23 protein-coding genes and 4 tRNA genes are annotated in these 22027 nt (G+C 38.4%); 13 read left to right on the top strand and 14 right to left on the bottom strand.

All coding sequences use genetic code 11. The annotated features are described in order from the left end of the window. Positions 1-91 precede the first annotated feature (91 nt). A complete protein-coding gene (gene greB / locus AC6H0J_RS02555) occupies positions 92-568 on the top strand; it encodes a transcription elongation factor GreB (RefSeq protein WP_005629671.1) in 477 nt (158 codons plus the stop codon). Positions 569-637: 69 nt separating this feature from the next. Here greB and fabR read toward each other — a convergent pair whose 3' ends face one another. Further along, positions 638-1255, bottom strand: coding sequence for an HTH-type transcriptional repressor FabR (fabR, locus tag AC6H0J_RS02550; protein WP_005629669.1), 618 nt, complete (start codon positions 1253-1255; stop codon positions 638-640). Continuing rightward, positions 1255-2160, bottom strand: a complete 906-nt coding sequence (gene oxyR, locus AC6H0J_RS02545) for a DNA-binding transcriptional regulator OxyR (RefSeq protein ID WP_005629667.1) — start codon at positions 2158-2160, stop codon at positions 1255-1257. The genes fabR and oxyR overlap by 1 nt, the downstream gene beginning before the upstream one ends. A 122-nt stretch (positions 2161-2282) precedes the next feature. Between oxyR and pgdx the strand changes: the two genes are divergently transcribed. Further along, complete coding sequence (gene pgdx / locus AC6H0J_RS02540) at positions 2283-3008, top strand: hybrid peroxiredoxin PGdx (RefSeq protein ID WP_118817393.1); 726 nt, start codon at positions 2283-2285, stop codon at positions 3006-3008. A 91-nt stretch (positions 3009-3099) separates the two neighbouring features. Here pgdx and AC6H0J_RS02535 read toward each other — a convergent pair whose 3' ends face one another. Further along, positions 3100-3321 carry a SlyX family protein gene (locus tag AC6H0J_RS02535; protein WP_005629663.1) on the bottom strand — a complete coding sequence of 74 codons (222 nt, stop codon included), beginning with the start codon at positions 3319-3321 and terminating at the stop codon, positions 3100-3102. Positions 3322-3418: 97 nt separating this feature from the next. On the opposite strand from AC6H0J_RS02535, the gene fkpA reads away from it, so the two are divergent. The 5 genes from fkpA (at position 3419) to AC6H0J_RS02510 (ending at position 5930) form a co-directional block, all read left to right on the top strand. Further along, the gene (gene fkpA, locus AC6H0J_RS02530) at positions 3419-4144 is read left to right on the top strand and encodes an FKBP-type peptidyl-prolyl cis-trans isomerase (RefSeq protein WP_005629661.1); all 726 of its coding nucleotides are present in this window, start codon (positions 3419-3421) and stop codon (positions 4142-4144) included. An 88-nt stretch (positions 4145-4232) separates the two neighbouring features. After that, on the top strand, positions 4233-4898 hold the full coding sequence (locus tag AC6H0J_RS02525; protein ID WP_005629659.1) for a helix-turn-helix transcriptional regulator: 666 nt from the start codon (positions 4233-4235) through the stop codon (positions 4896-4898). Further along, the gene (gene tusD, locus AC6H0J_RS02520; RefSeq protein ID WP_118817394.1) at positions 4898-5278 is read left to right on the top strand and encodes a sulfurtransferase complex subunit TusD; all 381 of its coding nucleotides are present in this window, start codon (positions 4898-4900) and stop codon (positions 5276-5278) included. Before AC6H0J_RS02525 ends, tusD begins: the two co-directional genes overlap by 1 nt. Further along, entirely contained in the window at positions 5275-5634 is a 360-nt protein-coding gene (tusC, locus tag AC6H0J_RS02515) for a sulfurtransferase complex subunit TusC (RefSeq protein ID WP_005629655.1), read from the top strand. The genes tusD and tusC overlap by 4 nt, the downstream gene beginning before the upstream one ends. A gap of 8 nt (positions 5635-5642) precedes the next feature. Further along, a complete protein-coding gene (locus AC6H0J_RS02510; RefSeq protein ID WP_005629652.1) occupies positions 5643-5930 on the top strand; it encodes a DsrH/TusB family sulfur relay protein in 288 nt (95 codons plus the stop codon). A 124-nt stretch (positions 5931-6054) separates the two neighbouring features. Here the strand turns inward: AC6H0J_RS02510 and tuf are convergent, their stop codons facing one another. The 5 genes from tuf to AC6H0J_RS02485 all read right to left on the bottom strand — a co-directional run bounded on the left by tuf (position 6055) and on the right by AC6H0J_RS02485 (position 7727). Beyond that, the gene (gene tuf, locus AC6H0J_RS02505; protein WP_005646706.1) at positions 6055-7239 is read right to left on the bottom strand and encodes an elongation factor Tu; all 1185 of its coding nucleotides are present in this window, start codon (positions 7237-7239) and stop codon (positions 6055-6057) included. A 101-nt stretch (positions 7240-7340) separates the two neighbouring features. After that, positions 7341-7416 (bottom strand) — tRNA-Thr (locus AC6H0J_RS02500). 3 nt (positions 7417-7419) lie between these two features. Further along, positions 7420-7494, bottom strand: a tRNA-Gly gene (locus AC6H0J_RS02495). A gap of 42 nt (positions 7495-7536) precedes the next feature. Further along, positions 7537-7621: transfer RNA gene (locus AC6H0J_RS02490), tRNA-Tyr, on the bottom strand. Positions 7622-7651: 30 nt separating this feature from the next. Beyond that, a tRNA-Thr gene (locus AC6H0J_RS02485) sits at positions 7652-7727 on the bottom strand. Positions 7728-7941: 214 nt separating this feature from the next. On the opposite strand from AC6H0J_RS02485, the gene coaA reads away from it, so the two are divergent. Next, positions 7942-8877, top strand: coding sequence for a type I pantothenate kinase (gene coaA / locus AC6H0J_RS02480; protein ID WP_114892476.1), 936 nt, complete (start codon positions 7942-7944; stop codon positions 8875-8877). Between the two features lie 502 nt (positions 8878-9379). Here the strand turns inward: coaA and AC6H0J_RS02475 are convergent. Then, the gene (locus tag AC6H0J_RS02475; protein WP_497512779.1) at positions 9380-10255 is read right to left on the bottom strand and encodes a VirK/YbjX family protein; all 876 of its coding nucleotides are present in this window, start codon (positions 10253-10255) and stop codon (positions 9380-9382) included. Between the two features lie 189 nt (positions 10256-10444). Here AC6H0J_RS02475 and lon point away from each other — a divergent pair, with 189 nt between their 5' ends. The 4 genes from lon to serA all read left to right on the top strand — a co-directional run bounded on the left by lon (position 10445) and on the right by serA (position 16169). Then, positions 10445-12859: an endopeptidase La gene (gene lon / locus AC6H0J_RS02470; protein ID WP_497512778.1), complete on the top strand. Its 2415-nt coding sequence runs from the start codon at positions 10445-10447 to the stop codon at positions 12857-12859. 134 nt (positions 12860-12993) lie between these two features. Then, positions 12994-14145, top strand: a complete 1152-nt coding sequence (gene hemW / locus AC6H0J_RS02465; RefSeq protein WP_497512777.1) for a radical SAM family heme chaperone HemW — start codon at positions 12994-12996, stop codon at positions 14143-14145. Between the two features lie 102 nt (positions 14146-14247). Next, positions 14248-14907: a ribose-5-phosphate isomerase RpiA gene (rpiA, locus tag AC6H0J_RS02460; protein ID WP_497512775.1), complete on the top strand. Its 660-nt coding sequence runs from the start codon at positions 14248-14250 to the stop codon at positions 14905-14907. Between the two features lie 29 nt (positions 14908-14936). Further along, positions 14937-16169 carry a phosphoglycerate dehydrogenase gene (serA, locus tag AC6H0J_RS02455; protein WP_497512774.1) on the top strand — a complete coding sequence of 411 codons (1233 nt, stop codon included), beginning with the start codon at positions 14937-14939 and terminating at the stop codon, positions 16167-16169. 41 nt (positions 16170-16210) lie between these two features. Here the strand turns inward: serA and ygfZ are convergent, their stop codons facing one another. Both ygfZ and AC6H0J_RS02445 read right to left on the bottom strand, forming a co-directional pair. Beyond that, positions 16211-17053 carry a CAF17-like 4Fe-4S cluster assembly/insertion protein YgfZ gene (gene ygfZ / locus AC6H0J_RS02450; RefSeq protein WP_497512773.1) on the bottom strand — a complete coding sequence of 281 codons (843 nt, stop codon included), beginning with the start codon at positions 17051-17053 and terminating at the stop codon, positions 16211-16213. Positions 17054-17062: 9 nt separating this feature from the next. After that, positions 17063-17926, bottom strand: coding sequence for a YicC/YloC family endoribonuclease (locus tag AC6H0J_RS02445; RefSeq protein ID WP_046939605.1), 864 nt, complete (start codon positions 17924-17926; stop codon positions 17063-17065). Positions 17927-18100: 174 nt separating this feature from the next. On the opposite strand from AC6H0J_RS02445, the gene AC6H0J_RS02440 reads away from it, so the two are divergent. Then, positions 18101-19303 carry an aromatic amino acid transporter gene (locus AC6H0J_RS02440; RefSeq protein WP_497512772.1) on the top strand — a complete coding sequence of 401 codons (1203 nt, stop codon included), beginning with the start codon at positions 18101-18103 and terminating at the stop codon, positions 19301-19303. A gap of 100 nt (positions 19304-19403) precedes the next feature. Here AC6H0J_RS02440 and AC6H0J_RS02435 read toward each other — a convergent pair whose 3' ends face one another. The 3 genes from AC6H0J_RS02435 to rbsK form a co-directional block, all read right to left on the bottom strand. After that, positions 19404-19955, bottom strand: a complete 552-nt coding sequence (locus tag AC6H0J_RS02435) for a TIGR00645 family protein (RefSeq protein WP_005635695.1) — start codon at positions 19953-19955, stop codon at positions 19404-19406. 100 nt (positions 19956-20055) lie between these two features. After that, positions 20056-21069 (bottom strand): substrate-binding domain-containing protein, encoded by a 1014-nt coding sequence (locus tag AC6H0J_RS02430; RefSeq protein WP_497512771.1) that lies wholly within the window; start codon positions 21067-21069, stop codon positions 20056-20058. Positions 21070-21095: 26 nt separating this feature from the next. Further along, entirely contained in the window at positions 21096-22016 is a 921-nt protein-coding gene (gene rbsK / locus AC6H0J_RS02425; RefSeq protein WP_133499266.1) for a ribokinase, read from the bottom strand. Between the last annotated feature and the right edge of the window lie 11 nt (positions 22017-22027).

Below are 22027 nucleotides of genomic sequence, written 5' to 3'. Positions count from 1 at the left end.
TATGAAGGGATTCGAGAAAAAACGGAGATAGAATACTGGTTTTAGGCTGTTGGCTCAAATATAATTCGAAAAACTTTCTTTTATTTTTATTATGGCAAAATCAAATTATATTACCCGTCAAGGCTGGAATGAGCTTGACCAAGAACTCAAGTTTTTGTGGAAAGAAGAACGTCCCAAAGTTACCCAAGCTGTTTCAGATGCCGCGGCGCTTGGTGACCGCAGTGAGAATGCAGAATATATTTACGGAAAACGTCGTTTACGTGAAATTGATCGCCGAGTACGTTTTTTAACTAAAAGATTGGAAGTGCTACAAATTGTCGATTACAACCCAAAGCAAGAGGGAAAAGTTTTCTTCGGTGCGTGGGTGGAATTAGAAAATGAAGAAGGAGAAACCAAGCAATACCGTATTGTCGGTTGTGATGAATTTGCCCCTGCGAAAAATTGGATATCCATTGATTCCCCAGTTGCTCGAGCTTTAATAGGAAAAACATTAGACGACGAAGTGCGGGTAGAAACGCCCTCAGGTTTTATTACACTTTATGTGAATAAAATTTGGTATGAGAAATAACTCGGAAAAATAAAAGATAGTGAATATCTAAGCACAAAGAGAAAACTAATAGGCTAGATATAAACTATCTTACTTACCTCTTTCCTTATTCGCTGCAAAATCAGCGCCTTTTGCAAGCATTCTCAACTGCAAAATCACTCGAGCTTTAAGTTGCTCACGTTCAGCTTTACTCATATCTAAAGCATTAGCCCCTGCGGTGAATACGATTGTTACGATGCCTTCCGCTTGAACATAAGCAACATATTGCGAATATTGATGTTTGTAGGAAATATATTCTGCTAACTCATCAACAAAATGCTTAATTTCACGTGCTGCCGCAGTACGAAAAGCTTGAGAAGTGCCTGAACTTTCGCGTAATAGCAAACGGAAAACGTTCGTACTGTTAGTGATAAATTCAAAAAATGTATCTACAGAAACTGAAATAACGCTACCGCCAGCATCAATACGTTTACGCGCTTGACGCATTAGTTGGCGCAACATCAAACCAGCTTCATCCACCATTTCTAAGCCGAGTTCATCCATATCGCTAAAATGGCGATAGAAAGATGTAGGCGCAATTCCAGCCTCGCGAGCAACTTCTCTCAAACTCAAATTAGAAAAACTTTTTTCTGCGCTAAGTTGATTAAATGCCGCATCCACTAAAGCGCGACGAGTCTTTTCTTTTTGAACAGCACGAACACCAGCCATTATTTCAACCCACCTAGAATAGATTTAACTTCATCGCTGACCGCACTTGCCACACGCTCATAGCGGTTACGTAATGGTGAACCAGGACGATAAACCAACGCAATGGTGCGTGATGGCTCAGGCGAATAACAAGGAATATATTTCACACCTTTGCGCGTACCTTCATTCAATACAGCCAATTCAGGCATAAAAGTAATACCTGCATTTGCTGCCACCATATTGCGCAAAGTTTCAAGACTAGTTGCTTGGAAATGGGAATTTTCTTTTGCGCCAGCAGTGAAGCAATAATCTAACGCTTGATTACGCAAACAATGACCATCATCAAGCATTAACATTTCTTGACCATTTAACTGGTTCATTGGAAGTTTACTTTCTTGAGCCCAAGGATGATGCTCAGATACGGCAAGTAACATTTTCTCGTTGAAAATAGGTACTTCAATAAAAGCCTCAGTTTCTGGAACAGTGGCAACGATAGCACAATCTAAACGCCCCGTTTCCAATTGTTCTAATAATTGATGCGTTTGCGCTTCATAAAGAAAAACTTCTAAATCAGGGAATGCCTCTTTTAACGTTGGTACAATATAAGGGAGCAAATAAGGGCCAAGTGTTGGGATTAAACCGATGTGTAATGGCCCGGTCATTTCTTTACCTTGATTGCTCGCCATTTCTTTCAATAATTTTACTTCTCGAAGAACTGTACGAGCTTGATCAACCAACAACATCCCAGATTGAGTAAACAACACCTTACGACTGGTGCGCTCTAACAAGATAATACCGAGCTCATCTTCTAATTTACGAATTTGACCACTTAATGTTGGTTGACTCACATTACAAGAATCGGCAGCACGACGGAAATGTTTATATTCAGATAAGGCAACAAGATATTCTAGATCACGGATATTCATGAGATTTTCCCTATAGAAAAATTCAATTAAAAGAATAGAATTAATTGATTATGACTATATCATAATTTTCCCTATAATACAGCGCGTAAAATTTAAATTAACAACCAATAGGAGAAAAAACAATGTCTAGTATGGAAGGAAAAAAAGTCCCTCAAGTGACATTCCGCACTCGTCAGGGTGATAAATGGGTTGATATAACTACCTCTGAATTATTTGATAACAAAACAGTGATCGTGTTCTCATTACCAGGCGCATTCACTCCAACTTGCTCATCATCACATTTACCGCGTTATAACGAATTAGCGCCAGTATTCAAAAAATACGGTGTAGACGATATTCTTGTTGTATCTGTAAATGATACTTTCGTAATGAACGCATGGAAAGAAGATGAAAAATCTGAAAACATCACTTTCATTCCAGATGGTAATGGTGAATTTACCGAAGGCATGGGTATGTTAGTTGGTAAAGAAGATTTAGGCTTCGGCAAACGTTCATGGCGTTATTCTATGCTTGTGAAAAACGGCGTAGTTGAAAAAATGTTTATCGAACCAAACGAACCAGGCGATCCGTTCAAAGTATCCGATGCTGACACTATGTTGAAATACCTTGCGCCACAACACCAAGTGCAAGAGTCTATTTCAATCTTCACAAAACCTGGCTGTCCTTTCTGTGCAAAAGCAAAACAACTTTTACACGATAAAGGCTTAAGCTTCGAAGAAATCGTATTAGGTCACGATGCAACAATCGTGAGCGTACGTGCAGTTTCAGGTCGTACTACTGTTCCACAAGTGTTTATCGGTGGTAAACACATTGGCGGTAGCGACGATTTGGAAAAATACTTTGCATAAGCAGACAAGTATTTAGCTGATTATTATTTGGGAATGTAATTCAAAGGGCGCATTAAGCGCCCTTTTCATTTGTACTAATTTATTGCAGAAATTAATAATGGGGCGGTGGCGTTTCTTCAGATTGGCTTGCAATGTTATAGGGTTGAAAATCTTTTAATTTATTTGCCATATAACGCAGTTGGACTTGCATTTTATCAATATCAAATTGCTGTTGAACTAAAGCGTGATTTAATTCATCTAATAACTGTTCCTGAAATGCAATTTTCGTTTCAAGTTCTTCGATGCGATTTTCTAACATTTGTTGAATTTGCATAAATTTTCTCTAAATTCTAAAAAAAAGTTGAGAATAGATAGAAAGCCATTTAATCTATTCCTCGTATTATTCCATTCATTATAAAGGATTAACTCATATGTTAAAAATTCAAAAATTATCTATCGCAGCATTAATGGTAAGTGCGGTGATTTCTGGCCAAGTTTTTGCAGAAGATAGCGCATTCGATGAGAAAGCAGCATCTTATGCCGTGGGTACGCTCATGGGCGGTCAAATGAAAGATCTTGTAGATTCACACAAAGAAGTCATCAAATATGATAATGCGCGTATTTTAGATGGTTTAAAAGATGCCTTAGAAGGTAAAGTGGATGTTCGTAAAGATGAAAAAATCCAAAAAACCTTAGAATCTATTGAAACAAAATTAATGGCTGCATCAAAAGCAAAAGCAGAATCTATTGCTAAACAAGCAAAAGAAGAAGGTGATAAATTCCGTGCTGAATTTGCTAAAGGTAAAGATGTAAAAACTACACAATCTGGTTTAATGTACAAAATTGAAAACCCTGGTAAAGGCGATGCAATCAAAGCAACAGATACAGTTAAAGTACATTACACGGGTAAATTACCAAATGGAAAAGTGTTTGATAGCTCCGTAGAACGCGGTCAACCTGTAGAATTCCAACTTGATCAAGTAATTAAAGGCTGGACTGAAGGTCTTCAATTAGTGAAAAAAGGCGGAAAAATTCAATTAGTTATCGCACCTGAATTAGGCTATGGCGAACAAGGTGCTGGCGCATCTATTCCACCAAATTCAACATTAATTTTTGATGTGGAAGTATTAGACGTCAATCCAAAAGCTACAAAATAATTAATAAGTTTAATAGCGCGCGTTCTTTAACGCGTGCTTTTTATTATAAAAACGAGCGAAATTTTTACCGCACTTTTAACCTAACACCATGACTTTAAACGACAAATATCCTTTCACCGACGAAGATTGCACTATCATAAACTCCTACAAAGCGGTCGTTGATGGTGTAAGCGCGCTGATTGGCGAACACTGCGAAATCGTGCTTCATTCTCTAGAAGATATTGAACATTCTGCTATTTGTATTGCTAACGGACATAACACTAATCGACAAGTTGGTTCGCCAATCACCGATCTTGCCTTACGTTCGCTACGAAATATGCAAAGCGAAAGTGTTTCAAAGCCTTATTTTACACGAGCAAAAGGCAATGTACTGATGAAATCAGTCACCATTGCCATTCGTAATAAAACTCAACGTATTATTGGTTTGCTTTGTATCAATATCAATTTAGATGTACCCGTGTCTCAATTTTTGCAATGCTTTATGCCAACGGAGCATACGAATGAAACATCTTCAGTGAACTTTGCGAGTTCAGTTGAAGACTTGGTTGCGCAGACTATTGAAAAAACAATAGAAGAAGTCAATGCGGATCGCTCTGTTGCCAATAATACTAAAAACCGACAAATCGTCCTTTCTCTTTACGAAAAAGGCATTTTTGATATTAAAGATGCGATTAATTTAGTCGCAGAACGCTTAGATATTTCCCGACATACGGTTTACCTCTACATCCGCCAAATCAAACAAGAGCAAGAATAATGCGCTATGTTATCGCCGTCAAAAGCCCTATTTACGGAAAGCAAGGGGCATTTTTAGCTTATCAATTTGCAGACGCCTTAATCAAAAAAGGCCACGAAATCTCACAGATTTTTTTCTTTCAAGATGGAGTAAGTAACGGAAATGCATTAGTGTATCCAGCTAATGATGAAGTTAATTTACAAAAACATTGGCAAATGTTTTCCATCACCCACAATGTTCCTTTGCATTTATGTGTTGCAGCATCTCAACGACGAGGTGTTGTTGATAACTTAACGACATCAACCACAGATCACTACAATCTTGCAGAAGGATTCATAATTGCAGGCCTTGGTGAGTTTATGACAGCAAGTTTAAAAGCAGATCGAGTAATAACCCTATGAAAATAGCCTTTTTATTTCGCACATCCCCACATGGCACATCCATTTCACAAGAAGGCTTAGATGCAATTCTTGCCGCAACAGCTTTTTGTGAGCCAGATGATATTGGCGTATTTTTTATAGATGATGGTGTACTAAATCTTATTAATCATCAACAACCTGAACTCATTCAACAGAAAGACTTCATTAGAACCTTTAAATTATTAGATTTATATGATGTAGAACAACGCTTTATATGCACAGAGTCTTTACAGAAATTTAAGCTAGAGGATAAGCAACTCATCCTATCTTGTGAAAAAATTGACCGCTCTTTATTGATAGAAAAGCTTAGTCAAGCAGAAAAATTGTTCACTTTCTAAGGAATATTATGCTTTATACATTTTCTCAATCAGATTATCCTAAAAATGAACTAGATAACTATTTTTCATATATTACAGAAAAAGATGCGGTAGTATTATGGCAAGATGGTGTGTTATTGGCAGTAAAATACCCTGATTATTTTGCTAGATGTAAGGCGAATTATATGATGTTAGAACAAGATGTTTTAGCAAGAAATCTCACCGCACTTTTACCTCAAATCAGTAAGATAAAATTAATTTCAATAGAAGAACTTGTTGGAATCACTGAAAATTATTCACCACAGCTATCACTATAAAAATCAAATAATTTAGTAAATACTCAACGAAGTATCAGATATGGAATAAACAAAAAGTGCGGAGAATTTCCCCGCACTTTCTTTTGTCTTCTTTCTGTATTTAAGACATTCAAGAATACATCAATTATTTGATGATTTTCGCAACAACGCCAGCGCCTACTGTACGGCCACCTTCACGGATTGCGAAACGTAAACCTTGGTCCATCGCGATTGGGTGGATTAAGCTTACTGTCATCTTGATGTTATCACCTGGCATTACCATTTCCACGCCTTCTGGTAATTCGATAGTACCAGTTACGTCTGTTGTACGGAAATAGAATTGTGGACGGTAACCTTTGAAGAATGGAGTATGACGACCACCTTCTTCTTTTGATAATACGTACACTTCTGATTCGAAGTCAGTGTGTGGTGTGATTGAACCTGGTTTCGCTAATACTTGACCACGTTCGATTTCTTCACGTTTTGTACCACGTAATAATGCACCGATGTTCTCACCTGCACGACCTTCGTCAAGTAATTTACGGAACATTTCAACACCTGTTACAGTAGTTTTCGCTGTATCTTTGATACCTACGATTTCTACTTCATCACCAGTACGGATGATACCACGTTCTACACGACCAGTTACTACTGTACCACGACCTGAGATTGAGAACACGTCTTCGATTGGAAGAAGGAACGGTTGGTCAATCGCACGCTCTGGCTCTGGGATGTAAGTATCTAAGTGGTTTGCTAACTCAAGGATTTTTTCTTCCCATTCTGCTACGCCGTTTAATGCTTGTAATGCAGAACCACGTACGATTGGAGTATCGTCACCTGGGAAGTCATATTGAGAAAGAAGTTCACGAACTTCCATTTCTACTAATTCTAATAACTCTTCGTCATCTACCATGTCGCATTTATTTAAGAATACGATGATGTAAGGTACACCTACTTGGCGACCTAATAAGATGTGCTCACGAGTTTGTGGCATAGGGCCATCAGTTGCTGCTACTACTAAGATAGCACCATCCATTTGTGCCGCACCAGTAATCATGTTTTTAACATAGTCGGCGTGTCCTGGACAGTCAACGTGTGCATAGTGACGAGTTGCTGTATCGTATTCAACGTGTGAAGTGTTGATGGTGATACCACGCGCTTTTTCTTCTGGCGCGTTATCGATTTGGTCAAATGCGCGAGCTGCACCACCGTAGTGTTTAGATAATACGGTTGTGATTGCTGCTGTTAAAGTTGTTTTACCGTGGTCAACGTGGCCGATTGTACCCACGTTTACGTGCGGTTTTGTACGTTCAAATTTTTCTTTAGACATTTAAAGAGTCCCTCTAAATAGACACGGTTATCGATGGGTAAATAAAACCACATTAACCAATAAAATTGTTTATTCTAAATGAAGGAAAGAGAATTGAAGGATGGTGCTGATAGGCGGATTTGAACCGCCGACCTCACCCTTACCAAGGGTGCGCTCTACCAACTGAGCTATATCAGCGTTTGGAGCGGGCAGCGGGAATCGAACCCGCATCATTAGCTTGGAAGGCTAAGGTAATAGCCATTATACGATGCCCGCAAGTCCTAAATTCGTCTGTCCCATCAGGATTCATCTAAAAGATGGTGGAGGGAGAAGGATTCGAACCTTCGAAGGCTGAGCCAACAGATTTACAGTCTGCCCCCTTTGGCCGCTCGGGAACCCCTCCACGCTAAATGAATACTTGTGTACGAAAGAATGGTGCCGACTATCGGAATCGAACTGATGACCTACTGATTACAAGTCAGTTGCTCTACCTACTGAGCTAAGTCGGCGTGTCGTAAGCAAGTGAGGCGTATTATATGGAAAAAACTTTTCGTGACAAGTTTTTTTTCTAAAAAAATTATTTTTTTTGCGTGTTCGTTTAAATCACAAGCAAAAATGTGAATTTTTAACCAAATCTTATTAAATTTACTGAAAAATAAATGCGAACATGCTGGTTATAGAGTATATTTTTCTTCGTTTATTTAGCTATCAAATAAAATTATTGTGGAATTTTCAACTCAGCAAACACCTTTTTTAAGCTTTAATCGTGAACAATGGGCGGAATTACGTAAATCCGTTCCATTAAAATTGACAGAACAGGATCTCAAACCACTTTTAGGTTTTAATGAAGACCTTTCATTAGATGAAGTAAGTACGATTTACCTACCGTTAACTCGTCTTATTAACTATTACATTGATGAAAATTTACATCGCCAAACGGTACTACATCGTTTTTTAGGCAGAAATAATGTCAAAACACCTTACATAATTAGTATTGCTGGCAGTGTTGCCGTGGGAAAAAGTACTTCTGCACGTATTCTACAATCTCTACTTTCTCATTGGCCGACTGAAAGAAAAGTTGATCTCATCACAACAGACGGGTTTCTTTATCCATTAGAAAAACTTAAACAAGAGAATCTTTTACAAAAGAAAGGTTTTCCCGTTTCTTATGACACGCCTAAACTCATTCGCTTTTTAGCAGATGTAAAATCAGGTAAAAGTAATGTTACAGTACCGATCTACTCTCATCTAACATACGATATTATTCCCGATGAATTTGATGTGGTAGATAAACCCGACATTCTCATTTTAGAAGGATTAAATGTTCTTCAAACAGGCAATAACAAAACCAATCAAACCTTTGTGTCAGATTTTGTTGATTTCTCTATTTATGTCGATGCAGAAGAAAAATTGCTGAAAGAATGGTACATCAAACGTTTTTTAAAATTCCGAGAAAGTGCATTTAATGATCCTAATTCTTACTTTAAACATTACGCAAGTTTATCAAAAGAAGAGGCCATTACGACGGCAAGTAAAATTTGGGATGAAATTAACGGGTTAAATCTCAATCAAAACATTCTTCCAACCCGTGAGCGAGCAAATTTAATTCTAAAAAAAGGTGAAAACCATCAGGTAGAGTTAGTTAAATTGAGAAAATAGCTCAAAAGCGCAGTAAAAAAATAATCTACCTCCCAAAAGTTAGGCTGTTATTTAAAGGATTGTTTTCGATATTGTATCAGACTCAATCCTTTTAATTTTAGTTGAATCCATCGGTGACTATACTAACCCAGGCTGCATCAACTATCTCCTCTCTACCTTTATTTGACGATAAGCCACAATTTGTTCTGTGCCAGCCTTGGTTTAAATATAAAATGACACAACGGGCTTTATTTAATCAGAATATTTCTTTTTAATGGCAGCTTTAAGAGCTTTATCTAGCTTAATTTGAAATTGGGAAAAGAAAATACTACGAACTAATCATACAAAGCTTAATTGCTATTTTAATGGATAAGACGTTCTTAACATTTGGATAATTTCCGTTGCTCGGCTTCCTCTTGAAGCCTGCGTCTTCTCAACGCATTTAGATAAAGCTCTTCCTATTCAAGCTACAAAATTCTCAAACATAAGCGGTCTTTTTCCCCTTTTCATTGCACTTTCTTCGTTAAAGTTGCTGAATATCCAATGCCATTTGGTCTAACATTTCATAACGTTTACGATACATAGAACGTTTTTTACTTGCGATATCTTCTAACTGTTTGCGTTCAATATCTAAAGGCAATTGCCAATAATTATTGCTATATTCCCCTTGATTCTCTTGCCAGAACTCATCGTAATTAAACAAAATCTTACTGCGCGCAGAAAGACGATATTTTCCCTGTGCTTTGTGCGGAATGCCCACTAGCTCACATTGCCATTTTTCAGTGAGCATTTTGAATGCATTGACTAACAGAAACATTGGACGCATACCGTGCAATGCTTTCGTAGCCTGTTTCACAAGCTCTTGAGCATTGTCACTTGAGGGGCCTTGAATCGAGGCGATAAGCAATTTATTCGGGCTCAAAAAAGTGAAAGACGCATCATATACTCGCTCATTATGTTGATTACGAATATTAATAGAAAAATATCCTTCGAAGGGATCAATATTGTTGATACTCAAAGATAAACGCAAATCATCAGTTAATTGTGTTAACACGATATTTTGTTGTTCCAATAATTGTTGGCAAAGCGAACGTCCCATTTTCTCTTCTGCCAAACGTAAATTCTCCGTAATCGCCGTTAAACGTTCTGAAGCAGAAAAGCGTTTATCGCAAAAAGTTGTCAACACGGTATTTACACGATAATAATCTTGTGTAAATAGAGGCTGCCATTGAGTTTCTGTATTAAGAAAATCCACTAATTGGCTACATTGCTTTTGATACAACCATTTATAGCCATAATAACGTAATTTTTCCCGCACTTGTTTGAGAAAAGGGCGATCCTTGGAGTAAGGATACATTTGAACGTAAGTGGGGAAAATAAAATTATTTTTCGTGGACATAACTCAATATTTTGTGAAATTTAATAAAATTATCAGCCATTTTAGCGATTATCACTTCATTTGCCAAAATTCTTTTTTGTTTAAAACCCACTTTACAACTCAGATTTTGTTATAATCTTTTCCTTGAATTCCTTTTTCCCTACCCCAATATTTACCCAAATTATCGGAAAGAATTAAGAGAGATAAATTATGGCGAAGAATACCCAACGTACGATGCCCGTATTGCCATTACGCGATGTCGTCGTTTTCCCTTATATGGTGATGCCACTTTTTGTAGGGCGTGCAAAATCAATTAATGCCCTTGAAGAAGCGATGAACGATGATAAGCAACTTCTTTTGGTATCTCAAAGAGAAGCAGATTTGGAAGAGCCAACCCCTGAAGATTTATTTGATGTGGGTACCATTGCTAATATTATTCAGTTACTAAAATTACCTGATGGCACAGTGAAAGTGCTAGTTGAAGGTCAAAATCGCGCGAAAATTAACAGCCTTGAAGATGGCGAAAAGTGCTTTTCTGCCAAAATTACCCCTATCGAAACCACTTATGGTGATGAAAAAGAGTTAGATGTTGCGAAAAAAGCGGTACTTTCTGAATTCGAAAATTATCTCACTTTAAATAAAAAAATCCCTGCAGATGTATTAAATGCACTTCATCGTCTTGGTGATGCAGATCGTTTATCAGACACAATGGCTGCTCATTTACCGGTAAGTGTTCGCCATAAACAAAGCGTGTTGGAACTTGCTAACGTGCAAGACCGCTTAGAATATCTGCTTGGTATGATGGAATCAGAAGCGGACATTCTCCAAGTTGAAAAACGTATTCGCGGCCGCGTAAAAAAACAAATGGAGAAAAGCCAACGTAACTATTACCTAAGCGAGCAAATTAAAGCCATTCGCAAAGAAATGGATAATGGCGAAAATGAAGATACGATTGATGAAGTTGAACAACTTCGTCAAAAAGTAGAAGCGGCAGGCATGCCTGCGGACGTACGCGATAAAGTGGAAAATGAGCTACAAAAACTCAAAATGATGTCAGCCATGTCTTCTGAAGCGACCGTTGTTCGTAGCTACATTGAATGGATGATCCAAGTGCCTTGGCATCAACGTTCTAAAGTGAAAAAAGACATTTCGAAAGCACAACAAGTATTAGATGCCGATCACTATGGTTTAGAACGAGTGAAAGAACGTATTCTTGAATATCTTGCAGTACAAGCACGTTTAAACAAAGTGAAAGGACCTATTCTTTGCTTAGTGGGGCCTCCAGGCGTAGGTAAAACCTCTCTTGGTCAGTCTATTGCCAATGCAACTGGTCGTAAATATGTACGTATGGCATTAGGCGGTGTTCGTGATGAGGCAGAAATCCGTGGTCACCGTAAAACCTATATTGGTGCATTGCCGGGTAAATTAATTCAAAAAATGGCAAAAGTGGGGGTGAAAAATCCATTATTCTTGCTTGATGAAATCGACAAAATGGCCTCCGATATGCGAGGTGATCCAGCGTCAGCATTGCTTGAGGTACTCGACCCTGAGCAAAACACCACGTTTAACGATCACTATTTAGAAGTGGATTATGATCTTTCTGATGTGATGTTTGTGGCGACATCAAACTCCATGAACATTCCAGGCCCATTATTAGATCGTATGGAAGTTATTCGTCTTTCTGGTTATACAGAAGATGAAAAACTTAATATCGCGATGCGTCATTTGTTAGCGAAACAAATTGAACGTAATGGTTTGAAAAAAGGCGAACTTACCGTCGAAGAAAGTGCAATTTTAGATATTATCCGCTATTACACTCGTGAAGCGGGCGTTCGTGGATTAGAACGTGAAATTTCAAAAATCTGCCGTAAAGCAGTGAAAAATTTATTGGTAAATCCAAAACTTAAATCTATCACCGTAAATTCAGATAATCTGCACGATTATCTTGGTGTCAAACGCTTTGAATTTGGCAAAGCCGACACGCAAAACCGCATTGGTGAAGTGACAGGCCTAGCTTGGACAGAAGTGGGCGGTGACTTACTCACTATTGAAACCGCCTCCGTTGTTGGTAAAGGAAAACTCACATTTACCGGTTCATTAGGTGATGTAATGAAAGAATCCATCCAAGCGGCCATGACTGTTGTGCGCGCTCGTGCTGAAAAATTGGGTATCAATTCTGAATTCCATGAGAAACGCGATATTCACATTCATGTGCCAGATGGTGCGACACCAAAAGATGGCCCTAGTGCTGGTATTGCAATGTGTACGGCATTAGTTTCTTGTTTAACAGGTAATCCTGTACGTGCTGATGTAGCCATGACAGGTGAAATCAGTTTACGCGGTAAAGTATTACCAATCGGTGGATTAAAAGAAAAACTTCTTGCGGCACATCGTGGTGGAATTAAAACCGTATTAATTCCAAAAGAGAACGTTAAAGATCTCGAAGAAATTCCAGAAAACGTAAAACAAAATCTTGCGATTCATGCAGTAGAAACCATTGATGAAGTTCTTGGTCTTGCGTTGGAAAACCCGCCTGAAGGCATTGAGTTTGTCAAAATTGAAGCTAAAGCGGCAAAATCACCCCGCCGTAAAGCGACCAGTAAGACAACAAGAGCGGTCAATTAATTGAACGTTTTAGGGCTTGTGAAAACAGGCCCTTTTTATCAACATTCACTGCGTCAGCTAAGGTTTCATATTGACACAACGTTAATTTGAACTTTTTCTAACTGTTCTCACATTTAAAACTTGTTAATAACAGCATGCTCAAACTTCCTCCACTTTCCCTTTATGTACACATTCCATGGTGCGTTCAAAAATGCCCTTATTGTGATTTTAATTCTCACGCACAAAAAGGCGATATACCAGAACAAGGCTATATTCATCACCTTTTGCAAGATCTGCAGACCGATTTACATCGCTTTAACGATTCTATTCAACAACGAAAACTCCATTCAATTTTTATTGGTGGCGGTACGCCAAGTTTGTTCTCGGCAGAAAGTATTGAGTATCTCTTAAAAGAAATAAAAAAGCAGATTGATTTTGAAGATAATATTGAAATCACATTAGAGGCTAATCCTGGCACAGTAGAATCTGAACGCTTTGAAGGTTATGTATCAGCAGGCATTACGCGAATTTCTATGGGAATTCAAAGTTTCAATGATGACAAATTACAGCGTCTTGGGCGGATTCATAATGCAGCAGAGGCAAAAAGTGCGGTCAATTTAGCGAAAGTTTCTGGGCTAAAAAGTTTCAATTTAGATTTAATGCATGGTTTGCCGAACCAAACGTTAGAAGAGGCCTTAGATGATCTTCGCCAAGCTATTGAGCTATCTCCTCCTCACCTTTCTTGGTATCAGCTTACTATTGAGCCAAATACGATGTTTGCTTACCGCCCACCTAAATTACCAGATGATGATGAACTTTGGGATATTTTTGAGCAAGGCCACCAACTTTTAACCACAGCGGGCTACCAGCAATATGAAACGTCTGCTTACGCAAAAGCTGGTTTTCAATGTAAACATAATTTGAATTATTGGCGGTTTGGGGATTATTTAGCCATTGGCTGTGGCGCACATGGGAAACTGACCTTCCCTAATGGCGAAATTACCCGCTTTTCTAAAACCAAGCACCCGAAAGGTTATTTGCGTGGTGAATATCTTTACGAAGAAAAAAATGTGCCAGAAATTGACCGCCCTTTTGAGTTTTTTATGAATCGCTTTCGTTTATTAGAAGCGGTACCCAAACAAGAATTTGAAGATTACACAGGTTTATCGCAAAGTGCGGTGAAAAATCAAATTGATTTTGCTATTCAACAAAACTATATTGTGGAAAACGCTGATTCTTGGCAAATCACTGAGCATGGCAAATTATTTCTCAACGAACTATTGGAATTATTTTTAACGGAATCGTAGCTCATCCGTTAAACCTCTCATTGCTGAAAAATTATACTTGTTTATTAAATACTCTCGTAATAAAGTAACGCAATCGTTTACTTATTTAAATAAGGAAAAGAAATGAATCAATTAGAAATGAAAAAACTCGCCGCACAAGCCGCATTACAATATGTAAAAGCTGACACAATTGTTGGCGTGGGAAGTGGCTCCACGGTGAACTGCTTTATTGAGGCTTTAGGTACAATCAAAGATAAAATTCAAGGCGCAGTTGCAGCTTCAAAAGCATCAGAAGAATTATTACGTAAACAAGGTATCGAAGTATTTAATGCAAATGATGTCTCTAGTTTAGATATTTATGTGGATGGTGCAGATGAAATCAATCCACAAAAAATGATGATTAAAGGCGGTGGCGCAGCGCTCACTCGTGAAAAAATCGTCGCTGCATTGGCGAAAAAATTTATTTGTATTGTAGATTCGAGTAAACAAGTGGATGTGTTAGGTTCTACCTTCCCATTACCAGTTGAAGTTATTCCAATGGCTCGTTCACAAGTAGGCAGAAAATTAGCCGCACTTGGTGGCGCACCTGAATATCGTGAATGCGTTGTGACTGACAACGGCAATGTGATTTTAGATGTACACAACTTCACTATTTTAAATCCAGTTGAAATGGAAAAAGAATTAAACAACGTTGCGGGTGTCGTCACTAACGGGATATTCGCGTTACGTGGCGCAGACGTTGTGATCGTCGGGACGCCTGAAGGCGCTAAAATTATTGACTAATTCATAATAAAAATCATAAGGAAGCAAACATGACAAACAAAGTCTCTCTAGACAAATCAAAAATCAAATTTGTATTATTTGAAGGTGTGCATCAAAGCGCACTTGATACGCTCCATGCGGCAGGCTATACCAATATTGATTACTATAAAAAAGCACTAGATGGTGATGAATTAAAAAAAGCCATTAAAGATGCACACTTTATCGGATTGCGTTCTCGCACCCATTTAACGGCAGAAATGATTGAGGCCGCACCCAAATTAATCGCAGTGGGATGTTTCTGTATTGGTACCAACCAAGTGGATTTAAACGCAGCAAAAGCGCGTGGAATCCCTGTATTTAATGCCCCATTCTCAAACACTCGCTCCGTTGCAGAACTTGTATTAGGTGAGATTTTATTACTTATGCGCAATGTGCCACAGGCTAATGCCGAAGTACATCGTGGCGTCTGGAATAAATCAGCGACGGGATCTCATGAAGTGCGGGGTAAAAAATTGGGCATTATTGGTTACGGCCACATTGGTTCACAATTAAGTATTATTGCGGAATCATTAGGTATGGATGTACATTTCTACGATATCGAAAATAAACTTCCGCTCGGTAATGCCAAACAGGTTCGTAGCCTTGAGGAATTACTCAGTTCTTGCGATGTAGTTTCATTACATGTTCCAGAGTTACCATCTACCAAAAACTTAATGAACGCTGAGCGTATCGCACAATTAAAACAAGGTGCAATTTTGATCAATGCCGCGCGGGGCACAGTGGTAGATATTGATGCGCTCGCTCAAGCCTTAAAAGACGGGAAAATTCACGGTGCCGCCATTGATGTATTCCCAATTGAACCTGCGTCAATTAATGAAGAATTTGTCTCACCGCTACGCGAATTTGATAATGTGATTTTAACTCCACATATCGGCGGTTCAACAGCAGAAGCACAGGAAAATATCGGTTTTGAAGTAGCAGGCAAATTTGTTAAATATTCAGACAATGGTTCAACGCTTTCTTCCGTCAACTTCCCTGAAGTATCTTTACCAGAGCACGAGGGAACAAAACGCCTATTGCATATTCACGAAAATCGTCCTGGTATATTGAACAAACTGAACCAAATTTTCGTCGAAGCCAGCCTCAATATTGCAGCGCAATATTTACAAACTGACCCGAAAATTGGTTATGTTGTCGTTGATGTAGAAACGAATGATGCATCACCATTACTGGCGAAATTGAAGGAAATCGATGGCACAATTCGTGCGCGAGTACTTTATTAGATAGAAAAAGATCAGGTTAATACCTGATCTTTTTTACTTTATTATTCAGTAATCGAATAAGGTAATTGCACTCGCTCTAACAATATTTCACTATTCGGCAATCTAAATTGTTGTTCCGAATCAATGTCGTTATTCATCACAACTTGCAACCATAAAACACCGTCTAAATTGACCGCACTTGTAATCGTCCCTGTTTTTCGCCAATTTGATTCAATCTGCATTTCAATTTCACTACCAATTTCCACTTCCTGCTGGGTTTGTGCTTTAAAGACAAACATTGCGCGTTTGTTCGCACCACGATATTTCGCACGAGCCACCGTTTCTTGCCCAATATAGCAACCTTTAGTAAAAGAAATGGCTTGCTCAATAGCCTGTAAATTTAGCGCTTGTGGGATAAATTCATTTTGCGTTTGCGGGCTTAAATTTGGCAATCCCGCTTGAATATCGGCTACATCCCAAATTTTTTCATCGCCACTAAAATTCACTGGCAATTCGATTTCATTCAATAAAATTGAACGTTGCCCATCAATTTCCCATGAAAAGTGCGGTGTAATTTTTCCACATTTTTCACCTATTAAGCCGATGATTTGCCAATCTCGTAAATCAAAACTCACTTTTGAAAAAACCGCATATTTTTTCAAGGCATCTAGACCACTTGGCAATAGATCTTTCTTAATAAGCAAAAAGAATTGTTCACTACTCACTTTAAATAAACGATAAATTGCATTCATTTTGCCTTTCGGATCACAATGAACCGTAAGTGTCGTTGCGCCACTTGCTAATCGCACAACATCCGTGGTTAACTGCCCTTGCAAATATTTTTCTGCATCCGCACCATGTGCCTCAATCAGTTGATATTGAGTAAGAGAAATAAATTGAGACATTCTACTTTCCTATTCTAAATTCTGGATTTGCTCACGCATTTGTTCAATAAGCACTTTCAGCTCAACTGCAGAAGCCGTGATATCTGCATTAATGGATTTGGACGCAAGCGTATTTGATTCACGATTCAACTCTTGCATCATAAAATCTAATTTACGACCAACTGCACCACCTTTTTTCAAAATATTCGTGGTTTCTTTCACGTGCATTTGTAAACGATCGAGCTCTTCCGCCACATCAACGCGTTGGGCCAATAAAATCATTTCTTGTTCCACACGTTGCGGATCAAGATTAATTTGAGCATCTTCAAAACGTTGCAATAAACGTTCACGTTGCCATTGTAAAACTGCCGGCATTTGTGACCGCACTTTATCCGCTTCCACCGCAATGGCATCCAAGCGCTGTTGAATAATATCGTTCAGTTTTTCTCCTTCACGACCACGCATTGCAATAAAATCTGTCAGTAAATCATCAAAGGCTGTCAACAAATCTTGACTAATGGCATCTAGGTCTTGCTCTTGCGCTTCCACCACACCAGGATAACGCAACACGTCTGTCAAATTAATTTCACCTTCTCCAGCCTGAGCTTTAATCCATTGCAAAGATTGAATCACTTGATTCGCAAGCTCTTTATTTAAATTCAATTCAGCATTTGTTTGTTTTTTTGTTTCAATGCGCAAAGAACATTCAATTTTACCGCGAGTAAGACTCTGACGAAGTTTTTCACGCAACGTGTTTTCTAATCCGCGAAATTGCTCTGGCAAACGGAAAAAATTTTCTAAATAACGTTGATTGACGGAACGAATTTCCCATACTGCATCGCCCCAATCTTTTTTCACTTCAAGGCGTGCAAAGGCGGTCATACTGTAAATCATAAGCTCTCCTATGTTGTCTTAGTTGATTCGCTAAGTATTGTAACGAGATGAACACAGAAAGGGAAAAGAAAAGTGCGGTAAATAATAAAGATATTTTGTATTCTGTTGTTTACACACTGTAAATTTTAAAATACAATCACCGTAAATTTATTATTACACAATAAGGAAGCAAACATGAACAAAACTGTAGGCAGCACACTTCTCGTTGCCGGTACGATGATTGGCGCGGGAATGTTGGCAATGCCACTCACTTCCGCTGGTATCGGATTCGGCTTTACTTTAGTCTTATTATTAGGGCTTTGGGCATTATTAACTTTTAGCGCTCTTTTATTCGTTGAACTCTATCAAACTGCGGAAAGTGATGCGGGCATCGGCACACTCGCTGAGCAATATTTTGGTAAAGCAGGACGCATTATTGCCACGGCAGTACTAATTATTTTCTTATACGCATTAATTGCCGCTTATATCAGCGGTGGCGGTTCACTACTAAAAGATTTATTACCAGAAAGTTTTGGTGATAAAGTTAGCATCTTATTATTTACCGTGATTTTCGGTTCATTTATCGTCATCGGCACACATGGCGTAGATAAAATTAATCGCGTGTTATTTTTTGTGATGCTTGCAGCCTTTGCCGTGGTGTTAAGCTTAATGTTGCCAGCAATCAAATTTGATAACTTAATGGCGACGCCAATTGATAACGCTTTAATTATCTCTGCAAGCCCTGTATTTTTCACGGCATTTGGTTTCCACGGTTCTATTCCAAGTTTAAATAAATACTTAGGTGGCAATGTAAAAGCATTACGCATTTCTATTTTAGCAGGTTCAGCAATTACCCTTTGCGCTTATATTTTGTGGCAAATGTCAACGCATGGCTTGCTCACACAAAATGAGTTCTTACAACTCTTAAAAGAAGATGCAACCTTAAATGGTTTAGTAAAAGCAACACTAGCTATCACTGGTAGTAATGTCATTGCTGGGGCAGTAAAATTATTCTCGACTTTAGCACTTGTTACTTCTTTCTTAGGCGTAGGGCTTGGCTTGTTGGAATGTATCGAAGATTTATTAAAACGATCTTTTAATATTTCTGCAGGGCGCATCTCACTTGGCTTAATGACGTTCATTCCACCACTTGTCTTTGCGCTTTTCTATCCTGAAGGTTTTATTTTAGCGCTAGGCTACGCAGGTCAAATGTTTGCATTCTATGCCGTAGTATTGCCAGTGAGTCTGGTTTGGAAAGCTCGTCGAGCTCACACAAACTTGCCATACAAAGTATGGGGAGGAAATCTGACTTTAATTATCGTATTGATATTAGGCGTAATCATTACATCTATTCCATTTGCGATTCGTGCGGGTTACTTGCCATTTGTGGTGGGTTAAAAAACAAGGAAAAACCTACCGCACTTCTTGATCTCCATAAAACAAAACGTCGTTCAATCATGAACGACGTTTTTATATTTAGATAAAGTGCGGCGAATTTTTAATGCGTTTTATGGCTTGTGCTATACAAAATTTTATCCGTATAAGCCAAGGCAATTGCCGACACTAAAAAGCCCAAGTGCAACAACAATTGCCACATCATGGTTTTTTCTGGTGTATTGCTTGCGTTCACAAAGGTTTGCAACATATGGATAGATGAAATGCCGATAATAGACATAGAAAGTTTAACCTTTAATACCGTCGCATTTACATGGCTCATCCATTCCGGCTGATCGGGGTGATTACGAGTACGCAATTTGGAAACGAAAATTTCATAGCCACCAATAGTCACCATCACCAGCAAGTTTGCGATCATCACGACATCAATCAAATTCAACACACCCAACATAATCGTGTTGGAATCCATCTCATTGACATTAATCACCAATGCCCACAAGCCTTTAATAAACTTATAAGAGTAGATCGCAAGGGTGACAATCAAACCCAAATAAATCGGCACTTGCAACCAGCGACTAGCAAAAATTATTTTCGCGATAATATTTGATTGTTCGTTATATTTCGCATAAGGATCAACAGGTTTGTTTTCTTCCATTAGATTTTATTCCTAAATTAAATAGTGGGTTAAATAAACAAAAAAACCGCAAGAAAATAGCAGTTTTTTTGAAAATAGCAATAAAGAAATCGAGTTATTCTTATTTTATTTTTACATTTGAAGGGGAGGAAATTGATTCTCTCAAAATACAGGTCGGCTCTAACACTAAAGTACGGTAATTTTCATTGGGTTCTTGTATACGTTGCAATAAAGTCTCAACAGCAAGCTTACCTAATTCAGCTTTAGGTTGACTGATTGTAGATAAAGAAGGGAAAAGATAACGAGCTAATTCAATATCATCGTATCCCATGATAGAAATATCTTGCGGAATACGTAAACCTTGATTCTGAATTGCCTGATAGGCGCCAATGGCAATAGTATCGCTACAACAGAAAATAGCCGTCGGTCTATCTGATAACGCAAGCAGTTTTTGCGCCCCAACTATCCCTCCTTCAAAATCAAAATGACTTTCTACAATCCAATCAGGATTTAAAACTATATTAGCTTCAGACAAAGCTTTCTTATATCCCTGCAAACGATTTTTAGCTACTGACTTTCTGAGATTACCCGTAATAATGCCAATTTTCTGGTGTCCCGCATCAACCATAGATTTCGTTGCAAGATAACCGCCATGTTCTGAGTTATCTAAAATCTTGTCTGCATTTAACTCGGTAAACCACCAATCCATCACAACTAAAGGCAAAGATACTGTAAGCTCCATATCCGCTTGAAAACGACTATCGCCACACATCAGTAATACACCATCTACTTGTTTATGTATTAAGGTTTGTAGATTTTGCTGTAAACGCTTAGCATCACCACCCGTTGTAGCAATAATAAGATTATATTGATTTTTCTGACAATATTGCTCCACTCCAGCCATAACTTCAGAGAAAAAAGGATTATTAGTCGCTGTAACAAGCAACCCTATCGTTTTTGTCGCTTTTACCTTTAAGCTACGAGCTATATAAGAAGGCGTATAATTAAGTTCAACAACTATACGCATTACCTTCTCTCGAATTTCGTCACTGACAAAACGAGATCCATTAATCACATGAGAAACAGTAGACGTAGATACTTGCGCCAATCGAGCAATATCTTTCATTGTTGCCATAAAACACCTAAAAAATTGACTGCACTTTAAACATGAGCCAGAAATTCTAATGTTTCTTGACGAGTAGGAATAGATGGTTGAGCGCCTTTACGTGTTACACTAATCGCTGCTGCCGCCTGACCAAATCTAATGGCATTTTCAAAGGATTGACCTTCTAGCAAGGCTGTAACAAATCCACCATTAAATGTATCACCCGCAGCCGTTGTATCTACTGCTTTTACACGGAAACCGTTAATTATACGAGTTTCACCATTTTGGCTAACAAACACACCTTTCTCACCTAATGTAATCATGACACAATCAATTCCTTTTTTATGGAAAACTTGCGCAGCTTCCACCGCACTTTGTTCATCACTCACTCGTACGCCAGTAAGGATTTCAGCTTCTGTTTCATTTGGTGTAATGATATCAATCATACTTAATAAGGTATCCGATAAATCTCTCGCAGGCGCAGGATTAAGTACGACTTTCACACCATTTTCTTGAGCAATTTTTGCAGCGAGCTCCACACCTGAAATAGGCGTTTCTAACTGCATTAACAAATAATTAGATTGAGCAATTTTTGCTTCACTATGCTGCACCAATTTTTCATCTAAATGTGCATTTGATCCACGAGCTAATACAATGCTATTTTCACCTGATTGAGCTACTTGAATAAATGCCATCCCCGTCATTTCTTGAGAAATAGAATGAATATTTGTCGTATCAATCCCCTCTTGTGAAAATGCATTTTTCATTGTTTCGCCTATAACATCGGAGCCAACACATCCAATAAACTCTACATTTGCCCCTAACCGAGCAGCAGCCACCGCCTGATTTGCACCTTTTCCGCCATAGACAAGCTGGTAATTATCACCAGTTAATGTTTCGCCAGGCTTAGAAAAATAAGGAACAGAAATCACATGATCAGCATTAATACTGCCAAGAACGGTGAGTTTTTTGTTCATATTAAACTCCT

This window comes from Haemophilus sp. THUN1691 (assembly GCF_059704425.1).
The sequence above is the reverse complement of the archived record's forward strand: the minus strand, read 5'-3'. Positions and strand labels throughout refer to the sequence as shown.